We start from the raw sequence: 18,696 nt of genomic DNA, 5'->3' as shown, positions 1-18,696 counted from the left end.
CTACGCTATGCGCCGAGGACTCCGTGGCCTGAGATGTTGAGATGCGCCAAATGCGCGTGTGTAGCATCAAAGGTTAGATTGATCGCGCCGCCCGTAGTCTTGGCAGTCCCCGAGGCTGCCTCGGCGTGGCGATACTCAAACCCGTTGGGCAACTGTATCGAAGCACGATGCGGCATGCCCGAGACGATATGCGGGATCGGGCTGACCTCTACATCGAAGATACCCGAAACTTTGGCGTATCCAGCACGCTCATCCCGGTTCCACTTCAATTCGATCGGGGCATACAAAGTCTCATGTTTTGTAGGGGCCATGGCACTATAGACGTACCACATGGTCGCCATTTCGTCGGTGTCTTCACCTTTCATGATGGCCTCAATAGCGGCGCGCTGGTCGGCGCTGGCGGCTTCGTCAATGATCAGCTGCATCTGGCCGTTGCCTTCGTGAATGGGGCCAGGCCAGTGGTACACGCCAGCCGCGCGTACTCCGGCAAGATCGGTGTCGCCATAGTTCCCGGACTCGATATCGAACACGACAACAGCCTCGCAATTGCCATGGCTTGGAAGGACGCTGAACTGACACGGGCAACCAAAGTTGCAGTTGCAATTGGCCAATTCTTCACCCTGAAGTTTCCATTCCGTCATGATAGCCCCCCAAAAACATGCTTAAAACCTCTGCTCGCAGAGGGTTTCGCCTGTTGCTGCCGTTTCGAAATACGAGCCTGTCGTCGGCTTCTTTGTGGGATAGAACGGCGGGACCTTATCACAGAACCGTGATCGCGCCAAACCGGGGCAGGGAGCGACAGCAGGAATTGTGCGCGTTGTGCGCGGAATCTGGTTGACTCGGCTGCGCGACCGAGTAAAAGCGCACGCTCATAGGAATTCAACCGAAAGGCCCCTGCCTTTCCGGACGCAGGAGATAACCATGGCGAAGCCGACGACAATCAAGATCCGTCTGAACTCGACCGCGGGCACGGGCCACTTCTACGTGACCAAGAAAAACGCGCGCACCATGACCGAGAAAATGACCATTCGTAAATACGATCCGGTCGTTCGGAAGCATGTCGAGTATAAGGAAGGCAAGATTAAGTAATCTGCCGTCCAGCTTGGACAGTTTTTTAAAGGGTTCTGCCGCGGCAGGACCCTTTTTCTTTGCGCATATCCCGATGGGATCGCGCTTGTGGCGTTTCGCGCCGTTGCAACGAAGCATCAGCGATTGGGGCAATCGGATCGTCGATGGGTTGCTTTTTTTGACGTCTTACTCATACGCTTCAACAACTCGTTCCAAAATGTTGGCCGTCATGAAAAAAATCTTGTTTTCCTCTACGATCATTCTGGCCCTTGCAGCCTGTGAAGATCCCTATAACCGCGAAGGCATCGGATTCACGGGTATCGATGGTGAACCGCGCTCGCTTTCGGATGTACCCGGTGCAGTGGGCATCCTTCCGCCTGCAACGAATGTGCCGGCTGAACTGGCTGTTCTGCCTGCCGTGGCCGTCACGACGGATGAGACTGAGGCAGAGAAAGTTGCCCGAGTTGCAATTGAAAATGGTGGACGCAGCGATACGGACTCGGTGGTTCTGACCGGGCAGGACACCAATCTGTTCCTCAGCACCGTCAATGTGAACGGCACCCTCTATGGTGTTCTGCGCACCCCGAACAACAGCACGCGCGTCGATAATCAGATCGGTGCCAACTTTGGTCGCAACGCGGAACAGTTTACCGGCTGTCTGCCTGCGGGTGACGTCTACCGCAAGGGCTCTTCCGACAGCAGCTCGGGTTTTGCGGTGCCGCTGAACTGCAGCTAAGACCCCGTTCATTCTATCTTCCTAGGCCTCGCCATTTGAGCGGGGCCTTTGTCTTTTTGGGGCACCGGTCGAGGTGTCAACCGGGCTGTGAAACGGCTAAATAGGCAAAAGAAAAGGGCGGGTCGTTTTGGACCCGCCCTGTTTAATTGGTGCAGTGTTGAAGCGCGTTATTCTTGCTGCCCCATGAACATCAGCAGGAACTGGAACATGTTCAGGAACGAGATGTACAGGCTCAGCGCTCCGTCAATTGCGGCTTTGTTCAACCACTCCTGATCACCATGGGTTGCGTGCGCAATGTAGGTGTTCTTGATGTCCTGCGTGTAGAACGCGGTCAGACCAGCAAAGATCAGTACACCGATTGCCGAGATTGCGAACATCATTGCAGGCGATTGCAGGAAGATGTTGATGACCATCGCCACTAGCAGGCCGATCAAGCCCATCATCAGGAACGTGCCCATGCCGCTCAGGTTGCGCTTGGTGGTGTAGCCAAAGAGGCTTAGGCCAGCAAAGGCAATCGAGGTCACGATGAACGTCTGCGCGATCGAGTAGGGGGTGTAGATCATGAACACCGAGCTCATCGACACGCCCATTACGGCGGCGAAGACGAAAAAGCCCAGCTGTACGGCTGCCGCCGATCCGCGCCGCATAAGTGCGCCCCATCCGAAGATTAGGAAGGCCAGAGGCGAAAAGATCACAACCCATTTCAGCGGCGACATAAATAGTGCCCCACCCAGGCTGGTCAGGTAACGGTCAGCGCCGATCTGGGCTACTGCGTTGGTCGGATCAGACGTCACAGCAAGACCGGCAATCGCCCATGCGGCGAGCGCCGTGATCAGCATGCCCACAGACATCGTGCCGTAGACTTTGTTCATATGGGCGCGCAGGCCCTCGTCAATCTGGGCAGCGCGCGTACCGGCAGCCGTCCGGATCGTGTCAAATTGTGCCATTAAAGGGTCTCCCTTCACATAATTCTTTTCGCGGTCCGAAACCCGGACCCCGTTCCCAGCAAATATCGGCAACTGCGGGCCGTGTTTCAAGAGTTTAGAGTGGGAAACCGGTTAAAACATGCAACAAAATGGCGACCTGCGTCTGCGGGCCGCCATTCAGTAGGAAAACATGAGTGTCAGGGTCATTTTTGCCAGAATTCCGGTGCATCCCAGAAGGGGCGAGCGGCTTCGGCATCGGCCTGTTCGCGGGTGATTCCGATATCTTCTAGTGCTCGCGCATCCAATCTGGCAAGCGTGCAACGCTGGCGACGCAGCGAGAACGCATCCAACAACATGGTCAGGCCAAAACGACGACGGGGCGGGCAAGGTCTGTGAATTGCAATTTGGGTCATAATGTATGTCCTTTCATCGATCCTAGATGAGTTTTCGATCTCTCATCAAGTTCCTTGATTTATATGGCGCACTATGACACATTTTAAAAATGAATGTTTTTGAAGTGATACATAAGGATTCGTGAACATGCGGAATTTGGACATTACGACATTGCGATCGTTTGTGGCGGTGGCGGATCAGGGTGGAGTGACACGTGCCGCCGGGTTCCTGCACCTGACGCAATCCGCCGTTTCAATGCAGCTGAAGCGTCTGGAAGAGCTGCTGGGACTGGAACTGCTGGATCGCAGTGGCCGAACCATCGCGCTGACAGCGTCCGGAGAACAACTGTTGGCTTATGCCCGCCGGATGATTGCGTTGAACGATGAGGTGATCTCGAAACTCACTGACCAAGCCTTTGAGGGTGAAGTCGTTCTGGGTGTGCCGCATGACATCGTTTACCCGGCTATTCCGCGTGTCCTGCAGCGGTTCAACGTGGATTTCCCGCGGGTGCGGGTGCAGTTGATTTCTTCGTACACGATGCAGTTGAAGGAAATGTTCAAACGCGGCGAATGCGATTTGATCCTCACAACTGAGGCAAGTGCGGGCGAGGGGGGCGAAATCATCGCCGAATTGCCGTTGCGCTGGATCGGGGCGCCGGGTGGGTCGGCGTGGCGCAAGCGGCCGATCCCAATAGCGCTTGGCCGTCGCTGCATGTTCCGGCCACAGGTCATCGCGGCATTGGATGAGGCTGGCATCCCGTGGGAGCTGTCGGTTGAAACCGAAAATGATCGCACCATCGAGGCGACCGTTGCCGCTGACTTGGCCGTCCACGCCATGCTCGACGGAACCGAGGCTGCGCATTTGGTTCAAATCGATGATGGCGGTGTATTGCCTGAGCTGCCCGAACATATGATCAACCTGTACGGAGGCGATACCGGACGCGGGCCGTTGGTTGAGGCACTTGCAGCTTTGGTTCGACAGAATTTCCGCATGCTCGGCAGTGCGCCCTTGAAGGCTGTGGTCGGTTAGGGCGTAATCACGACCTTGCCGGTTGCCGCACGGTCGCGCAACAATTGCAGGCCTTTCTCGGTATCCGACAGGGGCAGCACGTGGCTGATATGCGGCTTGATCCGCCCTTCGGCACACCACCGAAACAGCGTGTCAAAACTGTCCTGAACGATCTGCGGCCGAAAGGTCAGATAGCCACCGATGTAAAAGCCGATCACCGTCAGGTTCTTAACCAGCAGATGATTGGCCGGAATCTGCGGCACATCTCCGCCTGCAAAACCGATAGGCAGCAGGCGGCCTTCGGGGTTGGTGGCGCGAAAGGCGGCTTTGAACACGTCGCCGCCAACGGCGTCATACACCACGTCCGCTCCGCCCAGTTCCTTTACACGCGCGCGTAAATCCTCGGACGCATCAATCAGGTGATCCGCCCCCGCTGCCTGAGCGACCGCCAGTTTGTCTGCGCCGCGCGCCTGCGCAATTACGGTTGCCCCCATCAGCTTGCCGATTTCGACGGCGGTCAGCCCAACACCGCCAGCCGCGCCAGTGACCAGCAGGGTTTCTCCGGGTTGTAATTGGGCGCGGTGATCCAGGGCGATGTGACTGGTGCCATAAGCGATCTGAATCGCGGCGGCATCCTCAAAGCTGACCGAATCGGGCAGGGGAATTGCGCGTTCAGCGTCAAACACCCCGAATTCTGCCAGGCCGCCCTGACCTGAATAGATCGCAATGCGATCACCGGTGCTCAGATGCGAAACGCCGGGACCTGTTGTTTCGACCACGCCAGCGATTTCCATTCCTTGTGTGAACGGCGCGGGCGGCGTGTCCTGGTACGTTCCCTTCTGCATCAGCAGATCGGCAAAGTTCAGACCGCATGCCTTGATCGCGATACGGACCTGGCCTTCTTGTGGGGTCGGCACGTCAATGTCGCAAAGCTGGGCGGCGGCGTCCGTAGATGAAATTCTATAGGCCAGCATGGTCGGGCTCCTGTGGTTTGGCGCATAGGTTCGTGCTGACCGGGGAATGTCAATCGCTTACCCGGCGGGGCGGAAAGGACTGTGTGGATGACGTCTCAGGCTTGCCGACGGTAACTGCGTGTGCGGGATCGAAAGGGCACAACCTTAGTCCTGTGCATGGTGAAACAGATTCAACCTTCTTGAAAAAAAACCCAAAAAGAGCAATATTGTCCCAGGTGCTGATTTGGGGGGCATGTTCCTGATTAGGGAGTGGTTAAGGGCGGCTCGCTAGTGTTGCGGTAGTACATGCATGTCGCACACCCGAATTAGTTGTGTGTGTAGTTAAGAGGAGAATACCAATGACCCATCACGTCGATGTCCATGTGGGCAAACGCGTCAGGCATCGCCGCTGGCTGATTGGCATGACCCAACAGCAGTTGGCGCAGCAGGTTGGTATTAAGTTTCAACAGATTCAGAAATACGAGACCGGGGCCAACCGGATCAGCGCGTCGCGCCTTTGGGACATTGCCGAGGCATTGGATGTTCCCGTCAGCTTTTTCTTTGAAGGTCTGGAAGAATCTGAAAAGGAAACAGCCGGCAAAAAATCGGTTCCGGCCGATCTGATGGGGGACAAGGAAGCTCTGGATCTGGTGCGCTCTTACTATGCGATTCCGGAAAACCAGCGCCGCCGCTTGTTCGAACTTGCCCGCGTCCTGAGCGACGTCGCCTGAGAGAACCGGGGTTGACTCTGGCACGTGTGATCCGCACGGGTAGCGCATGCAAGAGACAACTTTAAGTGATCTGGATGTAGCCGAAGAAATGGCCGACGCGGCGCGCGCGGCCATTCTTCCGTTTTTTAGACAATCAAATATTGAGACGTCGAACAAGCTGGTCGACGGCTTTGATCCGGTCACGGTCGCGGATCGGAACGCGGAAAAGGCCATGCGCGAGGTTCTGGCCAAGCACCGCCCCGATGACAGCATTTTCGGCGAGGAGTTCGGCCAGACGCAGGGCAGTTCCGGCCGGACGTGGGTGTTGGACCCAATCGATGGCACCCGCGGTTTTATCAGCGGCACACCGACATGGGGCGTGCTGATCGCGCTGAGCAACCAGAACGGGCCGTTCTTGGGCGTCATTGATCAGCCCTATATCGGCGAACGTTTCCTTGGATCAGCGGATGTTGCACAGGCGACTGGGCCGACCGGAACTATGCCGCTGAAATCTCGCAAAACCTCCAGTCTGGATCAGGCCATTCTGTTCACGACCTTCCCCGAGGTCGGCACCCCTGAAGAACGCGCCGGGTTCGAGGCTGTGGCCCAACAGGTGCAACTGACCCGGTATGGCATGGATTGCTACGCTTACGCTTTGCTGGCGGCGGGGCAGGTCGATCTGGTGATCGAAGCGGGCCTGAATGCTTATGATGTTCAAGCCCCCATTGCGGTGATCGAGGCCGCAGGTGGTATCGTGACAGATTGGCAAGGTGGTCCAGCCCATGAGGGCGGACGGGTGTTGGCTGCGGCAAATGCCGAATTACATGCGGCGGCGCTAAAGCTTCTGCGCAACTACTGAAACAGCTTGTCGGGTTAAGGCTGGTCAGGTAATCTCTGCCCGGCTGGTTCTTATGCCCGTTTTCCGCCAGCCCATACCTTCTTGCACGAAACGGGCGGATGCAAGGAGGGCGACATGACCGAAATCCTGATCAAGAACGCAGACACCATCCTGACGATGGATGACACACGCCGCGAGCTTTCCGGCGCGGATATCCTGATCCGCGGTGGACAGATCGACCAGATCGGCCACGGACTGCAAACAACCGGAAGGGTGCATGACGCCACAGGATGTGTCGTCACGCCGGGTCTGGTGAATACCCATCACCACCTTTACCAAAGCCTTACCCGTGCGGTGCCCGGTGGGCAGGATGCGCTGTTGTTTGGTTGGCTTAAGACGCTGTATCCCATCTGGTCCCGCTTTGGGCCCGAAGAAATGTTTGTCTCGGCCCAGATCGGGTTGGCCGAGCTGGCGCTGTCAGGGTGTACACTCAGTTCCGACCACCTTTACCTGTACCCCAACGGTGCCCGGCTGGATGACACGATTGCTGCCGCCGCCGAGATCGGAATGCGATTCCATCCGACGCGCGGTGCGATGAGTATCGGGGAAAGCGACGGAGGTCTGCCGCCCGACGCCTTGGTCGAAAAAGAGCAAGCGATTCTGGACGACATGATCCGTGTGGTCGATACGTTTCATGACCCGTCTGAGGGCGCAATGTGCCGTGTAGGGCTTGCACCGTGTTCGCCATTTTCCGTCAGCCGTGACCTGATGCGCGATGCTGCGCTTCTCGCTAGGAACAAGGGCGTTATGCTGCATACTCATCTGGCGGAAAATGACGAGGACATCGCCTATTCGCAGGCCCAGTTTGGCTGCCGTCCGGGCCAATATGCCGAGGATTTGGGCTGGACCGGCACGGACGTCTGGCACGCCCATTGCGTCAAACTGGATGGGGTGGAAATAGACCTGTTCGCCAAAACACAAACCGGCGTCGCGCATTGCCCCTGTTCCAATTGTCGGCTGGGTTCGGGCATCGCGCCGGTGCGCGAGATGCGGGATCACGGCGTGCCTGTTGGACTGGGCGTGGATGGTTCAGCGAGCAATGACATTGGCAACATGATCCTCGAGGCGCGTCAGGCCATGCTGTTGCAACGGGTAGCCAACGGCGCGGATGCCATGTCGTCGCGCGAAGTTCTAGAGATTGCGACACGCGGTGGTGCAGATGTGCTGAACCGTCCTGATTGCGGACGTCTGGAGCCCGGAAAACGCGCTGACATCGCGATTTGGGACACAAGCTGTATCGAAAGCGCCGGCAGTTGGGACCCGGCGGCTTTGCTGTTGGCCGGACCGGTGAAGGTCAAGCACCTGTTCGTCGAGGGCCGCCAGATCGTGTGTGACGGGCATGTCACCAGTTTGGACATGCCCCGCGTGATCGAGCGGCAGAACCAGCTGGCCCGCGCCCTGCAAGTCTAGTTGGAAACGCGTTGACCGGCGATCCAGACCTCTGCGATCGCCCGGTCATCGCCCATCATGATGGTGGGAAAGATGGCCTCCCACAGGTTCTCGGCGCAGGCTTCGCGCTGGGCAATGGCGGGGGTCGAGGCGAGGTCGAGCACGATCAGATCAGCCTCCATCCCCGGTGCAACGTTGCCGATGCAATCGTCCATCCGCAGCGTGCGTGCTGAGCCAACCGTGCCTAGCCACAAAAGTTGCGCGGCGTGCAGCGGCGCCCCGCGCAGTTGTCCGATTTCATAAGCTGCTGCCATCGTTCGCAGCATCGAAAAACTGGACCCGCCGCCGGTGTCCGTCGCCAACCCGACGCGATGGCCGTCACGCATCAACCCCGCCATATCGAACAAGCCAGAGCCGATGAATGTGTTCGAGGTCGGGCAGTGGATTAGCGCCGCGTCGACCTCGCGCAGGCGATCGCGTTCGCGTGCTTCAAGATGGATAACGTGGCCATACAGGCCGTTCGACCCTAATAGGCCAAATTTTTCATAGGTATCCAAATAATCGCGTGCCTCGGGGAATAGCTCGCGGACCCAGGCGATCTCATCGGTTTGTTCGCTCAGGTGGGTTTGCATCAGGCAATGCGGGTAATCGGCCCAGAGCGCGCCCATGGCTTCCAGTTGTTCCGGCGTGGACGTGGGCGAAAAACGTGGGGTGATGGCATAAGACAGGCGATCTATGCCGTGCCAATTCTCAAGCAGCTTCTGGGACTGATCAAAACCCGTTTGCGCCGTGTCCCGCAGCCCCTCGGGCGCATTGCGGTCCATGCAGGTTTTGCCCGCCACAACCCGTTGGTTGCGCTTTTGCGCGGCGGTAAAAAATGCATCAACGCTTTCGGGGTGAATGGTGCAGAAACTGCACATGGTCGTGGTTCCATGCGCAGCTGTCAGGTCAAGATAGCGGTTGGCGATTTCAGAGGCATAGACCGGGTCGCTGAACTTCATCTCTTCGGGGAAGGTATAGGTGTTTAGCCAGTCGATCAGACGTTTGCCCCAACTGGCGATCATTGCGGTTTGGGGATAGTGGACATGCGCATCGACGAAACCTGCCATGATCACGTTCTGGCCGTGATCCACAACGTTGGCCTCGGGGTTGTCGGCGCGCAGGCTTTCGGCATCCCCAACAGCAGATATTCGGTCGTCTTCAACCAGAACGGCCCCGCTGATTTTCACGGCCTCGGTCGGATCTCCTTCAAAAGGGGAACCCGTAAAGCTCAGAACACGACCTTTCAGCAGCGTTTTTTGCGCCATTTTCATCCATCTCCGCCTGAATAGGACTGTGAAACAGCATAGGCGGGCGAAACTTGCCGGTAAATCGGCGCATTGTCATTGTTTTCCGGTAGCTGCTTCTTCTAATTAGGGGGCAATGAGCGCGCGAAACGGGGGCAGACATGACAACAGGCTTTGATGAACCCGTAACCGAGTCCACAAGTGACGAAGACGTCTATGCGCTGGATCGCAAGACTGTGGCGGATATCCTGTACGCGGTCGAAGTGGATGATCGCGACAAACTGATCGAGCTGATGGATCCGCTGCACGCTGCGGACATCGCCGACCTTCTGGAACAGATCAGCCCTCAGGAACGCGCCCAACTGATCCGTCTGTACGACAAGGAATTCGACGGCGATATCTTGTCGGAACTGGATGAGGCCGTTCGTGAAGAGGTTATCGAGGTTCTGCGCCCGGACGTTCTGGCCGACGCTGTACGGGACATGGAAAGCGACGATGTTGTCGACCTTCTGGAAGACCTCGAAGAACCGCAGCAAGAGGCCATCCTTGACGCGCTGGAGGATTCCGAACGGATCGCGGCTGAGCAGGCGCTGTCCTACCCCGAAAACTCGGCCGGCCGCCTTATGCAGCGCGAGGTTGTCATGGCCCCCGAACATTGGACCGTTGGGCAGGCCATCGACTTCATGCGGGCCAATGACGACCTGCCGGAACAGTTCTATCACGTTGTTTTGGTCGATCCCCGGTTGAAGCCGGTAGCGCAGGTCATGCTGGGCAAGCTGATGGCCGCTCGGCGTGAGGTGCCGCTGCACGACATCGCCGAAGAAGAGTTCCACACTATTCCTGTCGATCAGGACGAAGAGGACGTGGCATATGCGTTCAACCAGTATCACCTGATCTCGTCGCCCGTGGTCGATGCAGACGGGCGACTGGTCGGTGTGATCACCATCGACGACGCGATGGTTGTTCTGGATGAGGAATACGAAGAGGACATGCTGCACCTTGCGGGTGTCAGCAACGAAAGTTCGCTGTCCGACAGCGTTGCCGCGACCAGTAAGCGGCGTCTGCCTTGGCTGGCGGTGAACCTGTGTACGGCGATTTGCGCCTCGCTGGTGATTTCCCAGTTCGAGGCGGCGATTGATCAGTTGGTGGCGCTGGCCATTCTGATGCCGATCGTGGCGTCGATGGGCGGCAATGCGGGCACTCAATCGCTGACAGTTGCGGTGCGGGCTTTGGCGACGCGCGACCTTACGGGGTCGAACGTATTGCGCGTGATCCGGCGGGAACTGCTGGTGGGGATGTTGAACGGCCTGTGTTTCGCCATCGTTTTGGGAACCGTAGGGATGATGTGGTTCGATTCTGCGATGCTGGGTGTCGTGATCGGCGCTGCCTTGGTCGTGAATATGATCATCGCTGGGTTCATCGGTACGGTAGTACCTGTGGTGCTGGACCGATTGGGCGCTGACCCGGCGCTTGCCTCCGGCACCTTCGTGACGACCACAACGGATGTCATGGGGTTCTTCCTGTTCCTTGGGCTTGCCAGCGTGGTGCTACTGTGACCGATCTGACCGAAATCAAAGCCGCTGCGCGCAAGGCGGCTTTTGCACGCCGCAAGGTTGCTTTTGACACCCGCCTGCCCGGTGCTGCGGGGCGCTTGTCCGAGGTTCTGGCCGGACACCGTGGCGTGCCTCTGTCCGGTTATATGCCGATCCGTACCGAGATTGATCCAGTGGCGGCGATGGCAGAAGCATCGGCCTATGGTCCGGTTGGTGTGCCGGTCATTCAGGCTGCCGGTCAGCCACTAAAGTTTTCGCGCTGGACGCCTGAAGGCACGCTGAAGGACGGCCCGTTTGGGGCCAAGGTGCCCGAGGTCGACGATTACTTCGACCCCGAAATTCTGATTGTCCCATTGGTTGCTTTCGATGCGCTGGGCGGGCGGCTGGGCTATGGCGGCGGTTTTTACGACCGCACGTTGCAGGGTCTGCGTGCCAAGCGCCCGACACTGGCCATTGGCTTTGCCTTTGACGCGCAAGAGGCCAAAGAGCTGCCGTTAGAGCCCACGGATCAACCGCTGGATATGGTGATTACCGAAAGCCGGGTTCTGACGTTCTCGGGCTGATCGCCTTAGCTCGAGTGGTTCTCACGGAAGAACTCCCAGGCATCCACCTCGCGCCCATCCGGCAGAATGCAAACGCCGGTTTGGCCGTTGTCACCGTCGCGTATCTCGTACTGTGCGCCGCTGTCGATGCAATAGGTCGCCGCGGGGTTCGCCAGTTGCGTGGTGGAATCGGTTGCTGGGGTTTCGTCGCAGGCGGCAAGTGCGAATAGGCCAGCAACGGCCAAAAGGATGCGAGTCATCAAGATTCTCCTGCTTTAAAGGCTTTGGCAGATTATGCAGGCAGCTTAATCACTTGTGCTTGGTCATTACCACACTTAGGACAGGTTGGATGAGGATACTTTTTCTGGGTGACGTCATGGGCCGTGCGGGACGCATGGCCATTCAGCAACATTTGCCGCGTTTGCGCGACGAATGGCGGCTGGATTTCGTTGTGGTCAATGGCGAGAATGCCTCGAACGGGATGGGTCTGACCGGCGATCATGCCAAGCTACTACTGGACGCGGGCGCGGACTGTCTAACGCTGGGCGATCACGCGTTCGATCAGAAAGATATGCTGCAATTCATCGAGAGCGAACCGCGTATCGTGCGCCCGGTGAATTTTGCGAAGGGTGCGCCGGGGCGGGGGCATCGGTTGTACACCGCGCCGGGCGGGCGCAAGGTTCTGGTGGTGCAGGTTCTGGGGCAGGTCTTTATGAAACGGCCCTTTGACGATCCGTTCTCGGCGGTTGAGCCCATTCTGAAGTCCCACCCGCGTGGCGGGCAGGCCCAGGCGATCATCGTCGATATGCATTGCGAGGCCACGTCTGAGAAGATGGCGATGGGCCATTATTGTGACAAACGTGCAAGCCTAGTGGTCGGCACTCATACGCATGTTCCAACTGCGGATGCACAGATCCTGCCGGGTGGCACGGCGTATCTGACCGATGCGGGGATGTGTGGCGACTATGACTCAGTGATCGGGATGGACAAGGTCGAGCCGATGCGCCGCTTTATCACCGGCATGCCAAAGGCGCGGTTCACCCCGGCCAATGGCGAAGCAACGCTGAGCGGTGTGTTCGTTGAAACCGATGACCGCGACGGGCGGGCAAAATCTGTGCAAATGGTGCGCGTCGGTGGGCGTTTGCAGCAGGCCGGGCCGCAATAAGGCGATGTCAGGCTTGCTCTGCCGCGCGCAATGCGTGAAACTGGCTGCCGGGCGCGTAAGCCAGGCTAGGGTTCGGACAGAATACCAAGAATGCAACTCCTTCAACTGACAGAAACAGGCAGCGCAATACTGGCGCTTTTGGTCGTCGCGGGCATGTTCGTCATGTTCCTGCGTGAGGTCTACCCGACCGAAGTCGTTGCCATCGGCGGTGTCGCCATCATGCTGGTGACGGGTATCTTGCCGTATCAAAGCGCGCTGGCGGTTCTTTCCAACCCGGCGCCGTGGACGATTGCGGCGATGTTCATCATCATGGGGGCTCTGGTGCGCACTGGCGCGCTGGACGCATTTACCTCGACCGCGCAAAAGCAGGCACAGGTAAACCCGCGTTTCGCCATCGGGTTGCTGATGGCGTTTGTTGTGCTGGCGTCGGCCGTGGTGTCGAATACGCCGGTGGTTGTCGTGATGATCCCGGTATTTGTGCAGATCGCGCGCACGCTGAATGTTCCGGCCTCGAAACTGCTGATCCCGTTGAGTTATGCAGCGATTTTAGGCGGCACGCTGACGTTGATCGGAACCTCGACCAACCTGTTGGTGGATGGTGTGGCCCGTGCGCAGGGGATGACTGCCTTCACCATTTTCGAGGTGACCCCGTTGGGCATCGCTCTGGTGATCTACGGTATGGTCTACCTGCGCTTCATCGCGCCGCGACTGCTGCCGGATCGGGACAGCATGGCGACGTTGTTGTCTGACCGATCCAAAATGAAGTTTTTCACCGAGGCTGTCATTCCGCCTGAAAGCAACCTGATCGGTCGAGAGGTCACAGGGGTTCAGCTGTTCAAGCGCCCCGGTGTGCGGCTGATCGACGTAATCCGCGGGGATGAGTCGCTGCGGCGTAATCTGAAAGGTGTTGAGCTGAAACTTGGCGACCGTGTCGTTCTGCGAACCGAAATGACCGAATTGCTGAGCTTGCAAAGCAACAAGGAACTAAAGCGCGTCGATCAGGTCTCGGCCGTTGAGACCAAGACGGTCGAGGTTCTGATCACCCCAGGTTGCCGCATGGTGGGTCGGACGCTGGGCACGCTGCGTTTGCGGCGTCGGTATGGTGTCTATGTGCTGGCTGTACACCGACGGAACCAGAATATCGGGCGTCAACTGGATGATCTTGTGGTGCGGGTCGGCGACACGCTGCTGCTGGAAGGATCGCCCGCTGACATTCAGAAACTGGCCGCCGACATGGACATGGTCGACGTTTCGCAACCGTCGGCACGTGCGTTCCGGCGAAGCCATGCCCCCATTGCGATTGGCGCGCTGGTCGGTATCGTCGCCTTGGCCGCGTTGGGTGTCGCGCCGATCCTGTTGCTGTCGGTTCTGGCAGTTGCGGTGGTCCTGATCACGCGCTGCATCGACGCGGATGAGGCATTTTCTTTTGTCGAGGGCCGCTTGCTGGCGTTGATCTTCTCGATGCTGGCCATAGGGGCCGCGCTGGATAAATCCGGTGCTGTATCGCTGATTGTCGAGGCGATTGCCCCCGGCCTCAGCTCATTGCCGCCCTTCCTGATCATCTGGGCCGTATACCTGCTGACCTCGGTGCTGACCGAACTGGTATCAAACAACGCGGTGGCCGTGGTGGTGACACCGATTGCCATCGGGTTGGCTCAGGCGGTCGGGATTGACCCGCGCCCGCTGGTGGTGGCGGTGATGGTGGCGGCCTCAGCCTCGTTCGCGACGCCGATCGGGTATCAGACCAACATGATGGTTTATGGTCCGGGCGGGTACAGGTTTGTCGATTTCATGAAGGTCGGCATTCCGCTGAACCTGACTGTTGGGCTGCTGGCGTCGTTGCTGATCCCGCTGATCTGGCCCCTGTAAGTCAGGCGTGGAATCGCCGATTTGGATCACTAGGTCTTGTAAATACTGATCTGGCCACGATCTTTTCACCAAAGTGGAAGTGAAAGGATTGTGTCATGCCGTTTCCAAAGCTCGGCCAGGCCATCGTTGTCTGCGCTCTTGTCCTGACTATTTTGGGCAGCCAAAGCCATGCTGGAACCGTAACGGGAACCGCTGCCTATCGCGAGCGGATTGCCGTGCCGCCCGATGCGACGCTATATGTCGAGCTTCAGGATGTCTCTCTGGCCGATGCGCCGGCAGTGTCTCTTGCTGCTAAACGCTATGCAATGGACAGCGTTCCCGCGCAGTTCGAGCTGACATTCGATGACGCGCTGATCAAGGACGGGCACCGCTATGTGGTGCGGGCCTCGATCAGCCAGGGGCAAGACCTGCTGTTCACCACCGATACGGCCTATCCGGTTCTGACCGATGGGGCAGGAAATTCCGCAGACCTTATGCTGGTGCAAGTGCAGGGGGGAAACATGCTGGACAACACGCAGTGGACGGCCGCCGCCCTGAACGGCGCACCGATTGAAGCAGAGCGCCGCCCAGAGATTAACTTTGCCCAAGATGGTGCCTTTTCAGGCAGCGGTGGCTGCAACCGGTTCAACGGGCAGGCCGACATTTCCGGTGCGACTATCACATTCCCTGACAATATGGCTGCCACGCTGATGGCGTGTCCTCCGGCCTTGGAAGAGGTTGAGCGGCAATTCTTTCAAGCCTTGCAAAGCGTCACCACTTACGCGGTTGAAGGCGATGCGCTGGCCTTTCTGGATGCCGCAGGCGAACCGGTTATCAAATTCGTGCGCACCCGGTAAGGCGGGGCCGTCAGGCGACGGCCCTTGATCGCCCGGCATTGCGGCCCGAGAATATGCAGCCGCCCAGAAACGAGCCTTCCAGCGCGTTGTAGCCGTGATAGCCACCGCCACCGAACCCGGCGACTTCGCCTGCCGCAAACAGGCCGGGCACAACCTGACCATCCGCGCCGATCATCTGGCTGTCGAGATTGGTCTGCAATCCACCCAGCGTTTTGCGTGTCAGCACGTGCAGTTTCACGGCGATCAGCGGGCCGTTTGCGGGATCAAGAAACTTGTGCGGCTTGGCGGTGCGGATCAGCTTGTCGCCACGATAGTTGCGAGCAGCCAGAATGGCGGCCATCTGCGCGTCTTTGGTAAAGGGGTTGTCGACCTGTGAATCTCGCGCCTCGATCTGCGCCCGCAGGTGGGTCTCGTCGATCAGACCACCGCCCATCTGGTTCATACCGCTGACCAGTTCGGTCAGAGTGTTGGCGACAATGAAATCTTCACCATGTTCCTTGAATGCCTCGACAGGCGCGGTGGCTTTTGAGCCGGTCAGGACGCGCTGGAACAGCACCTCGCGCCAGCCGCCATCTGTCATGTCTGGGTTCTGTTCCGAGCCCGACAGGGCGAATTCCTTTTTGATCACCTTTTGAGTCAGCACAAACCAGCTGTATTCATACCCGGTTTTCAGGATTTCCTGCAGCGTGCCCAGCGTATCGAACCCCGGCATGAAAGGCGGTTTCAACCGATTGCCACGCGCGTCAAACCACATTGAGCTGGGGCCGGGCAGGATACGGATGCCATGCGCGGGCCAGATCGGTTTCCAGTTCCGCACACCCTCAGTATAGTGCCACATCCGGTCGCCGTTGATGACGTGCCCGCCGGCCTTTTCGCTTATGGGAATCATACGACCATCCACGTGAAACGGAACGCCCGCCACCATATCTTTGGGCGGCTCACCCAGCCGATCGCGGGGCCAGCTTTTGCGCACCATCTCAAAATTGCCGCCGATCCCACCCGAGGTAACGATGACCGAGGGCGCATAGACCTCGAACTCACCCACTTCATCGCGGTTGGTTTTGGCACCGTGGGGTGCCGTGTCATCGGCTAGAACCTCGCCCGAGACCCCTTTGGCGCGCCCGTTCTGCATAATGATGTGGCTGACCTGATGGCGGAATTTCAACTCGATCAGACCGGCGCTGACAAGTTCGCGTACGCGGCGGACAAAGTTCTTCAGAACGCCCGGTCCGGTGCCCCATGTGATGTGAAACCGCGGCACTGAATTTCCATGACCATCCGCATAGGACCCACCGCGTTCAGCCCAGCCAACGATAGGAAACCAGCGCAGGCCCATCTCATACAGCCACGGACGCATTTCACCTGCGGCGAATTCCACATAGGCCTCGGCCCATTTGCGGGGCCATGCGTCTTCTTCGCGGTCAAACTGCGCGCTGCCCATCCAGTCGCGCAGCGCAAGGTCCTGACTGTCTTTGATGCCCATCCGGCGCTGTTCTGGCGTGTCGACCATGAAAAGACCGCCTAAACTCCAATGCGCTTGCCCGCCCAGAAAATGCTCAGGCTCCTGATCCAGCACGATCACCTTCTTGCCACGATCCCCCAACTCAGCCGCAGCGGCCAGCCCGGCCAGTCCGGCGCCCACGACAATGGCGTCAGCAGTAGTGTTGGTCATGTCTTGTCCTTTCAGCGGCCGCGGAGCCAGGCGATATAGGGCAGGGCCACGACATACATCATGATCCCGTAGACGGCCGAGGGCAGAGCCAGCGGGCTGAACCCGCTGTCTGTCCCGGTGATCAGCGCCGCCAACGTGATCCCCAGCGTCGAATTCTGAATGCCGGTTTCGATTGAGACCGTTTTGCTTTCCGTCCACGACAGCTTCGCGGCACGGGCAATTCCCAATCCAATCGCCAACAGCGCAACGTTCAGCGTGATCAGACTCGCGCCCATGATCCCAAGGTTGTCGACGAACAATTGCCAGTTCCCGGCAAGCGCGGCGATCACGATCAAAACGAAAAGAACGGTAGCCGTCTTGGACAGCGGCGCGTCGATCCGTTCGGCAAATCCGGCTGCGAAATGGCGCAGGCTGACACCGATGGCGACGGGCAGTGTGGTGATCAGGAACATTGCAATTGCCAGCCCGGTGATCGACACGTCGGGCGCGTCTTCGCCCATGAAGTGAGCGATGGTCCAAGCCGCCAAAACGGGAACGGTAATCATGGACAACAGGCTGATCACGGCAGTCAGGCTAACCGACAGCGCGACATCGGCCTTGGCCAGTTTGGACAGGATGTTGCTGGTGACCCCTCCGGGGCAAAAGCTGAGCAGCATGAACCCCACCGCGATCTCGGGCGGCAAAGCGAAGAGTTTGACTATGATGAAGGCTGCGACGGGCAGCAAAACAACTTGGCTTAGCGCGCCTATGGCAAAAGGATAACCCCGGCGCAGCACCCGTTGGAAGTCAGATACCTGAAGCCCAACACCAAGGGACAGCATGATAATGGCCAGCGACAACGGCAGCCCGACGTTTATTAGCAAATCCAAGAACAACTCCTCCCTCAGCCGTTCGGATCAGCCTAAGCGAGTGTTCAAGGCGCAGGCAACCGCGCCGTTAGGTCACATATAGCGTTGGGCGAAACGGCGCAGGATTTCGCCGGGCTTGGTGACCTCGGCGGCGTGACAGATATCGATCAGACGCTGGGCGTCTTCGGGCGGGAAATAGCCGAAATCCTTGTAGATATTGATGCGCTGTTCGAAATCTTGCGCGTTGGCCTCGGGGTGGAACTGCGTGGCATACACATTTTGACCCCAGCGGATCATCTGAAACGGACAGGGGTCCGAGGCCAGCAAGTGGACACATCCGTCGGGCAGGGACTGCACAGCCTCTTTGTGGCCGACGAAAGCCTCGAAACTGTCGCCCAGCCCGGCGGTCAGCGGGTCAAGCGCGCCTTCATCTGTCAGTTGGCAGGTCGAGGGGCCGACGGGTTCTCCGAACTGTTTCTTGCTGACATCGCCGCCCAGATGCGCCGCCAGAATGCCCAATCCGTAACAGCAGCCCATGAAAGGGTGATCATTCGCGGTGATCTGCGGCATCAAACCCATGATGGCCGCTTCGATACTTGCATCCATCTCGGATTTCGTCGCCGGATCATCACTGACGCAACCGGGGCCTCCGCCGACAATCACACCGGCATAGTCTGTAACATCCAGACCCGCGGGCAGGTCCTGACAATCCAGCCGGATACGGTGGGTCTGGTCCGTCGACAGGCCGGTCTTGTCCAGAATCGAGGCGTATTCGGCGTCCGAGGCTTCGGTCTCCGGGCGCAGTTGCAGGATCAGAAATCGTTTCATGCAGTGCCCTTACCCG

At 58.6% G+C, this 18,696-nt stretch carries 20 protein-coding genes; 11 read left to right on the top strand and 9 right to left on the bottom strand.

The window, feature by feature from the left end; genetic code table 11:
- Positions 1-5 precede the first annotated feature (5 nt).
- Positions 6-641 (bottom strand): DUF1326 domain-containing protein, encoded by a 636-nt coding sequence (locus ACR0AL_RS06870; RefSeq protein WP_226688736.1) that lies wholly within the window; start codon positions 639-641, stop codon positions 6-8.
- 280 nt (positions 642-921) lie between these two features.
- Here ACR0AL_RS06870 and rpmG point away from each other — a divergent pair, with 280 nt between their 5' ends.
- Positions 922-1,089 (top strand): 50S ribosomal protein L33, encoded by a 168-nt coding sequence (gene rpmG, locus ACR0AL_RS06865; protein ID WP_037309480.1) that lies wholly within the window; start codon positions 922-924, stop codon positions 1,087-1,089.
- Positions 1,090-1,297: 208 nt separating this feature from the next.
- Positions 1,298-1,804, top strand: coding sequence for a hypothetical protein (locus ACR0AL_RS06860; protein ID WP_170347950.1), 507 nt, complete (start codon positions 1,298-1,300; stop codon positions 1,802-1,804).
- Between the two features lie 167 nt (positions 1,805-1,971).
- On the opposite strand, the gene ACR0AL_RS06855 is transcribed toward ACR0AL_RS06860, so the two are convergent.
- Together ACR0AL_RS06855 and ACR0AL_RS06850 are read right to left on the bottom strand one after the other, a co-directional pair.
- Complete coding sequence (locus ACR0AL_RS06855) at positions 1,972-2,751, bottom strand: Bax inhibitor-1/YccA family protein (RefSeq protein WP_170347951.1); 780 nt, start codon at positions 2,749-2,751, stop codon at positions 1,972-1,974.
- Positions 2,752-2,933: 182 nt separating this feature from the next.
- Entirely contained in the window at positions 2,934-3,143 is a 210-nt protein-coding gene (locus ACR0AL_RS06850; protein WP_170347952.1) for a DUF1127 domain-containing protein, read from the bottom strand.
- 127 nt (positions 3,144-3,270) lie between these two features.
- Between ACR0AL_RS06850 and ACR0AL_RS06845 the strand changes: the two genes are divergently transcribed.
- The gene (locus tag ACR0AL_RS06845; protein WP_170347953.1) at positions 3,271-4,152 is read left to right on the top strand and encodes a LysR family transcriptional regulator; all 882 of its coding nucleotides are present in this window, start codon (positions 3,271-3,273) and stop codon (positions 4,150-4,152) included.
- Here ACR0AL_RS06845 and ACR0AL_RS06840 read toward each other — a convergent pair.
- Positions 4,149-5,105, bottom strand: a complete 957-nt coding sequence (locus tag ACR0AL_RS06840; protein WP_480662400.1) for an NADPH:quinone oxidoreductase family protein — start codon at positions 5,103-5,105, stop codon at positions 4,149-4,151. The genes ACR0AL_RS06845 and ACR0AL_RS06840 overlap by 4 nt on opposite strands.
- A gap of 338 nt (positions 5,106-5,443) precedes the next feature.
- Between ACR0AL_RS06840 and ACR0AL_RS06835 the strand changes: the two genes are divergently transcribed.
- The 3 genes from ACR0AL_RS06835 (at position 5,444) to ACR0AL_RS06825 (ending at position 8,102) form a co-directional block, all read left to right on the top strand.
- Entirely contained in the window at positions 5,444-5,815 is a 372-nt protein-coding gene (locus tag ACR0AL_RS06835) for a helix-turn-helix domain-containing protein (RefSeq protein ID WP_170347955.1), read from the top strand.
- 46 nt (positions 5,816-5,861) lie between these two features.
- Positions 5,862-6,653: a histidinol-phosphatase gene (hisN, locus tag ACR0AL_RS06830; protein WP_480646078.1), complete on the top strand. Its 792-nt coding sequence runs from the start codon at positions 5,862-5,864 to the stop codon at positions 6,651-6,653.
- A gap of 114 nt (positions 6,654-6,767) precedes the next feature.
- Positions 6,768-8,102: an 8-oxoguanine deaminase gene (locus tag ACR0AL_RS06825; protein WP_480646079.1), complete on the top strand. Its 1,335-nt coding sequence runs from the start codon at positions 6,768-6,770 to the stop codon at positions 8,100-8,102.
- Here ACR0AL_RS06825 and guaD read toward each other — a convergent pair.
- A complete protein-coding gene (gene guaD / locus ACR0AL_RS06820) occupies positions 8,099-9,388 on the bottom strand; it encodes a guanine deaminase (protein ID WP_480662398.1) in 1,290 nt (429 codons plus the stop codon). The two genes, ACR0AL_RS06825 and guaD, sit on opposite strands and share 4 nt — an antisense overlap.
- Positions 9,389-9,528: 140 nt before the next feature.
- Between guaD and mgtE the strand changes: the two genes are divergently transcribed.
- Complete coding sequence (gene mgtE / locus ACR0AL_RS06815) at positions 9,529-10,923, top strand: magnesium transporter (RefSeq protein WP_170347958.1); 1,395 nt, start codon at positions 9,529-9,531, stop codon at positions 10,921-10,923.
- The gene (locus ACR0AL_RS06810; RefSeq protein ID WP_170347959.1) at positions 10,920-11,483 is read left to right on the top strand and encodes a 5-formyltetrahydrofolate cyclo-ligase; all 564 of its coding nucleotides are present in this window, start codon (positions 10,920-10,922) and stop codon (positions 11,481-11,483) included. Before mgtE ends, ACR0AL_RS06810 begins: the two co-directional genes overlap by 4 nt.
- A gap of 5 nt (positions 11,484-11,488) precedes the next feature.
- On the opposite strand, the gene ACR0AL_RS06805 is transcribed toward ACR0AL_RS06810, so the two are convergent.
- Complete coding sequence (locus ACR0AL_RS06805) at positions 11,489-11,722, bottom strand: putative hemolysin (protein WP_480662396.1); 234 nt, start codon at positions 11,720-11,722, stop codon at positions 11,489-11,491.
- 89 nt (positions 11,723-11,811) lie between these two features.
- Between ACR0AL_RS06805 and ACR0AL_RS06800 the strand changes: the two genes are divergently transcribed.
- The 3 genes from ACR0AL_RS06800 to ACR0AL_RS06790 all read left to right on the top strand — a co-directional run bounded on the left by ACR0AL_RS06800 (position 11,812) and on the right by ACR0AL_RS06790 (position 15,332).
- The gene (locus tag ACR0AL_RS06800) at positions 11,812-12,627 is read left to right on the top strand and encodes a TIGR00282 family metallophosphoesterase (RefSeq protein WP_170347961.1); all 816 of its coding nucleotides are present in this window, start codon (positions 11,812-11,814) and stop codon (positions 12,625-12,627) included.
- 90 nt (positions 12,628-12,717) lie between these two features.
- Positions 12,718-14,496, top strand: coding sequence for an SLC13 family permease (locus ACR0AL_RS06795; protein WP_170347962.1), 1,779 nt, complete (start codon positions 12,718-12,720; stop codon positions 14,494-14,496).
- A gap of 95 nt (positions 14,497-14,591) precedes the next feature.
- Positions 14,592-15,332, top strand: a complete 741-nt coding sequence (locus ACR0AL_RS06790) for a YbaY family lipoprotein (protein ID WP_170347963.1) — start codon at positions 14,592-14,594, stop codon at positions 15,330-15,332.
- 10 nt (positions 15,333-15,342) lie between these two features.
- Here ACR0AL_RS06790 and ACR0AL_RS06785 read toward each other — a convergent pair whose 3' ends face one another.
- The 3 genes from ACR0AL_RS06785 to ACR0AL_RS06775 form a co-directional block, all read right to left on the bottom strand.
- Positions 15,343-17,004 (bottom strand): FAD-binding dehydrogenase, encoded by a 1,662-nt coding sequence (locus ACR0AL_RS06785; RefSeq protein WP_480662394.1) that lies wholly within the window; start codon positions 17,002-17,004, stop codon positions 15,343-15,345.
- Positions 17,005-17,015: 11 nt separating this feature from the next.
- Positions 17,016-17,873, bottom strand: a complete 858-nt coding sequence (locus ACR0AL_RS06780; protein ID WP_170548013.1) for a bile acid:sodium symporter family protein — start codon at positions 17,871-17,873, stop codon at positions 17,016-17,018.
- Between the two features lie 72 nt (positions 17,874-17,945).
- Positions 17,946-18,680, bottom strand: coding sequence for a glutamine amidotransferase (locus ACR0AL_RS06775; protein ID WP_480662392.1), 735 nt, complete (start codon positions 18,678-18,680; stop codon positions 17,946-17,948).
- Positions 18,681-18,696 lie beyond the last annotated feature (16 nt).

The organism is Ruegeria sp. BB1 (assembly GCF_056539465.1).
This window is presented reverse-complemented; position numbering and strand designations above follow the sequence as displayed.

What these genes read in the sequence shown, in the direction of transcription:
- ACR0AL_RS06870 (WP_226688736.1), bottom strand. Translation starts at nt 641, where the DNA reads ATGACGGAATGGAAACTTCAGGGTGAAGAATTGGCCAATTGCAACTGC.
- rpmG (WP_037309480.1), top strand. Translation starts at nt 922, where the DNA reads ATGGCGAAGCCGACGACAATCAAGATCCGTCTGAACTCGACCGCGGGC.
- ACR0AL_RS06860 (WP_170347950.1), top strand. Translation starts at nt 1,298, where the DNA reads ATGAAAAAAATCTTGTTTTCCTCTACGATCATTCTGGCCCTTGCAGCC.
- ACR0AL_RS06855 (WP_170347951.1), bottom strand. Translation starts at nt 2,751, where the DNA reads ATGGCACAATTTGACACGATCCGGACGGCTGCCGGTACGCGCGCTGCC.
- ACR0AL_RS06850 (WP_170347952.1), bottom strand. Translation starts at nt 3,143, where the DNA reads ATGACCCAAATTGCAATTCACAGACCTTGCCCGCCCCGTCGTCGTTTT.
- ACR0AL_RS06845 (WP_170347953.1), top strand. Translation starts at nt 3,271, where the DNA reads ATGCGGAATTTGGACATTACGACATTGCGATCGTTTGTGGCGGTGGCG.
- ACR0AL_RS06840 (WP_480662400.1), bottom strand. Translation starts at nt 5,105, where the DNA reads ATGCTGGCCTATAGAATTTCATCTACGGACGCCGCCGCCCAGCTTTGC.
- ACR0AL_RS06835 (WP_170347955.1), top strand. Translation starts at nt 5,444, where the DNA reads ATGACCCATCACGTCGATGTCCATGTGGGCAAACGCGTCAGGCATCGC.
- hisN (WP_480646078.1), top strand. Translation starts at nt 5,862, where the DNA reads ATGCAAGAGACAACTTTAAGTGATCTGGATGTAGCCGAAGAAATGGCC.
- ACR0AL_RS06825 (WP_480646079.1), top strand. Translation starts at nt 6,768, where the DNA reads ATGACCGAAATCCTGATCAAGAACGCAGACACCATCCTGACGATGGAT.
- guaD (WP_480662398.1), bottom strand. Translation starts at nt 9,388, where the DNA reads ATGGCGCAAAAAACGCTGCTGAAAGGTCGTGTTCTGAGCTTTACGGGT.
- mgtE (WP_170347958.1), top strand. Translation starts at nt 9,529, where the DNA reads ATGACAACAGGCTTTGATGAACCCGTAACCGAGTCCACAAGTGACGAA.
- ACR0AL_RS06805 (WP_480662396.1), bottom strand. Translation starts at nt 11,722, where the DNA reads ATGACTCGCATCCTTTTGGCCGTTGCTGGCCTATTCGCACTTGCCGCC.
- ACR0AL_RS06800 (WP_170347961.1), top strand. Translation starts at nt 11,812, where the DNA reads ATGAGGATACTTTTTCTGGGTGACGTCATGGGCCGTGCGGGACGCATG.
- ACR0AL_RS06795 (WP_170347962.1), top strand. Translation starts at nt 12,718, where the DNA reads ATGCAACTCCTTCAACTGACAGAAACAGGCAGCGCAATACTGGCGCTT.
- ACR0AL_RS06790 (WP_170347963.1), top strand. Translation starts at nt 14,592, where the DNA reads ATGCCGTTTCCAAAGCTCGGCCAGGCCATCGTTGTCTGCGCTCTTGTC.
- ACR0AL_RS06785 (WP_480662394.1), bottom strand. Translation starts at nt 17,004, where the DNA reads ATGACCAACACTACTGCTGACGCCATTGTCGTGGGCGCCGGACTGGCC.
- ACR0AL_RS06775 (WP_480662392.1), bottom strand. Translation starts at nt 18,680, where the DNA reads ATGAAACGATTTCTGATCCTGCAACTGCGCCCGGAGACCGAAGCCTCG.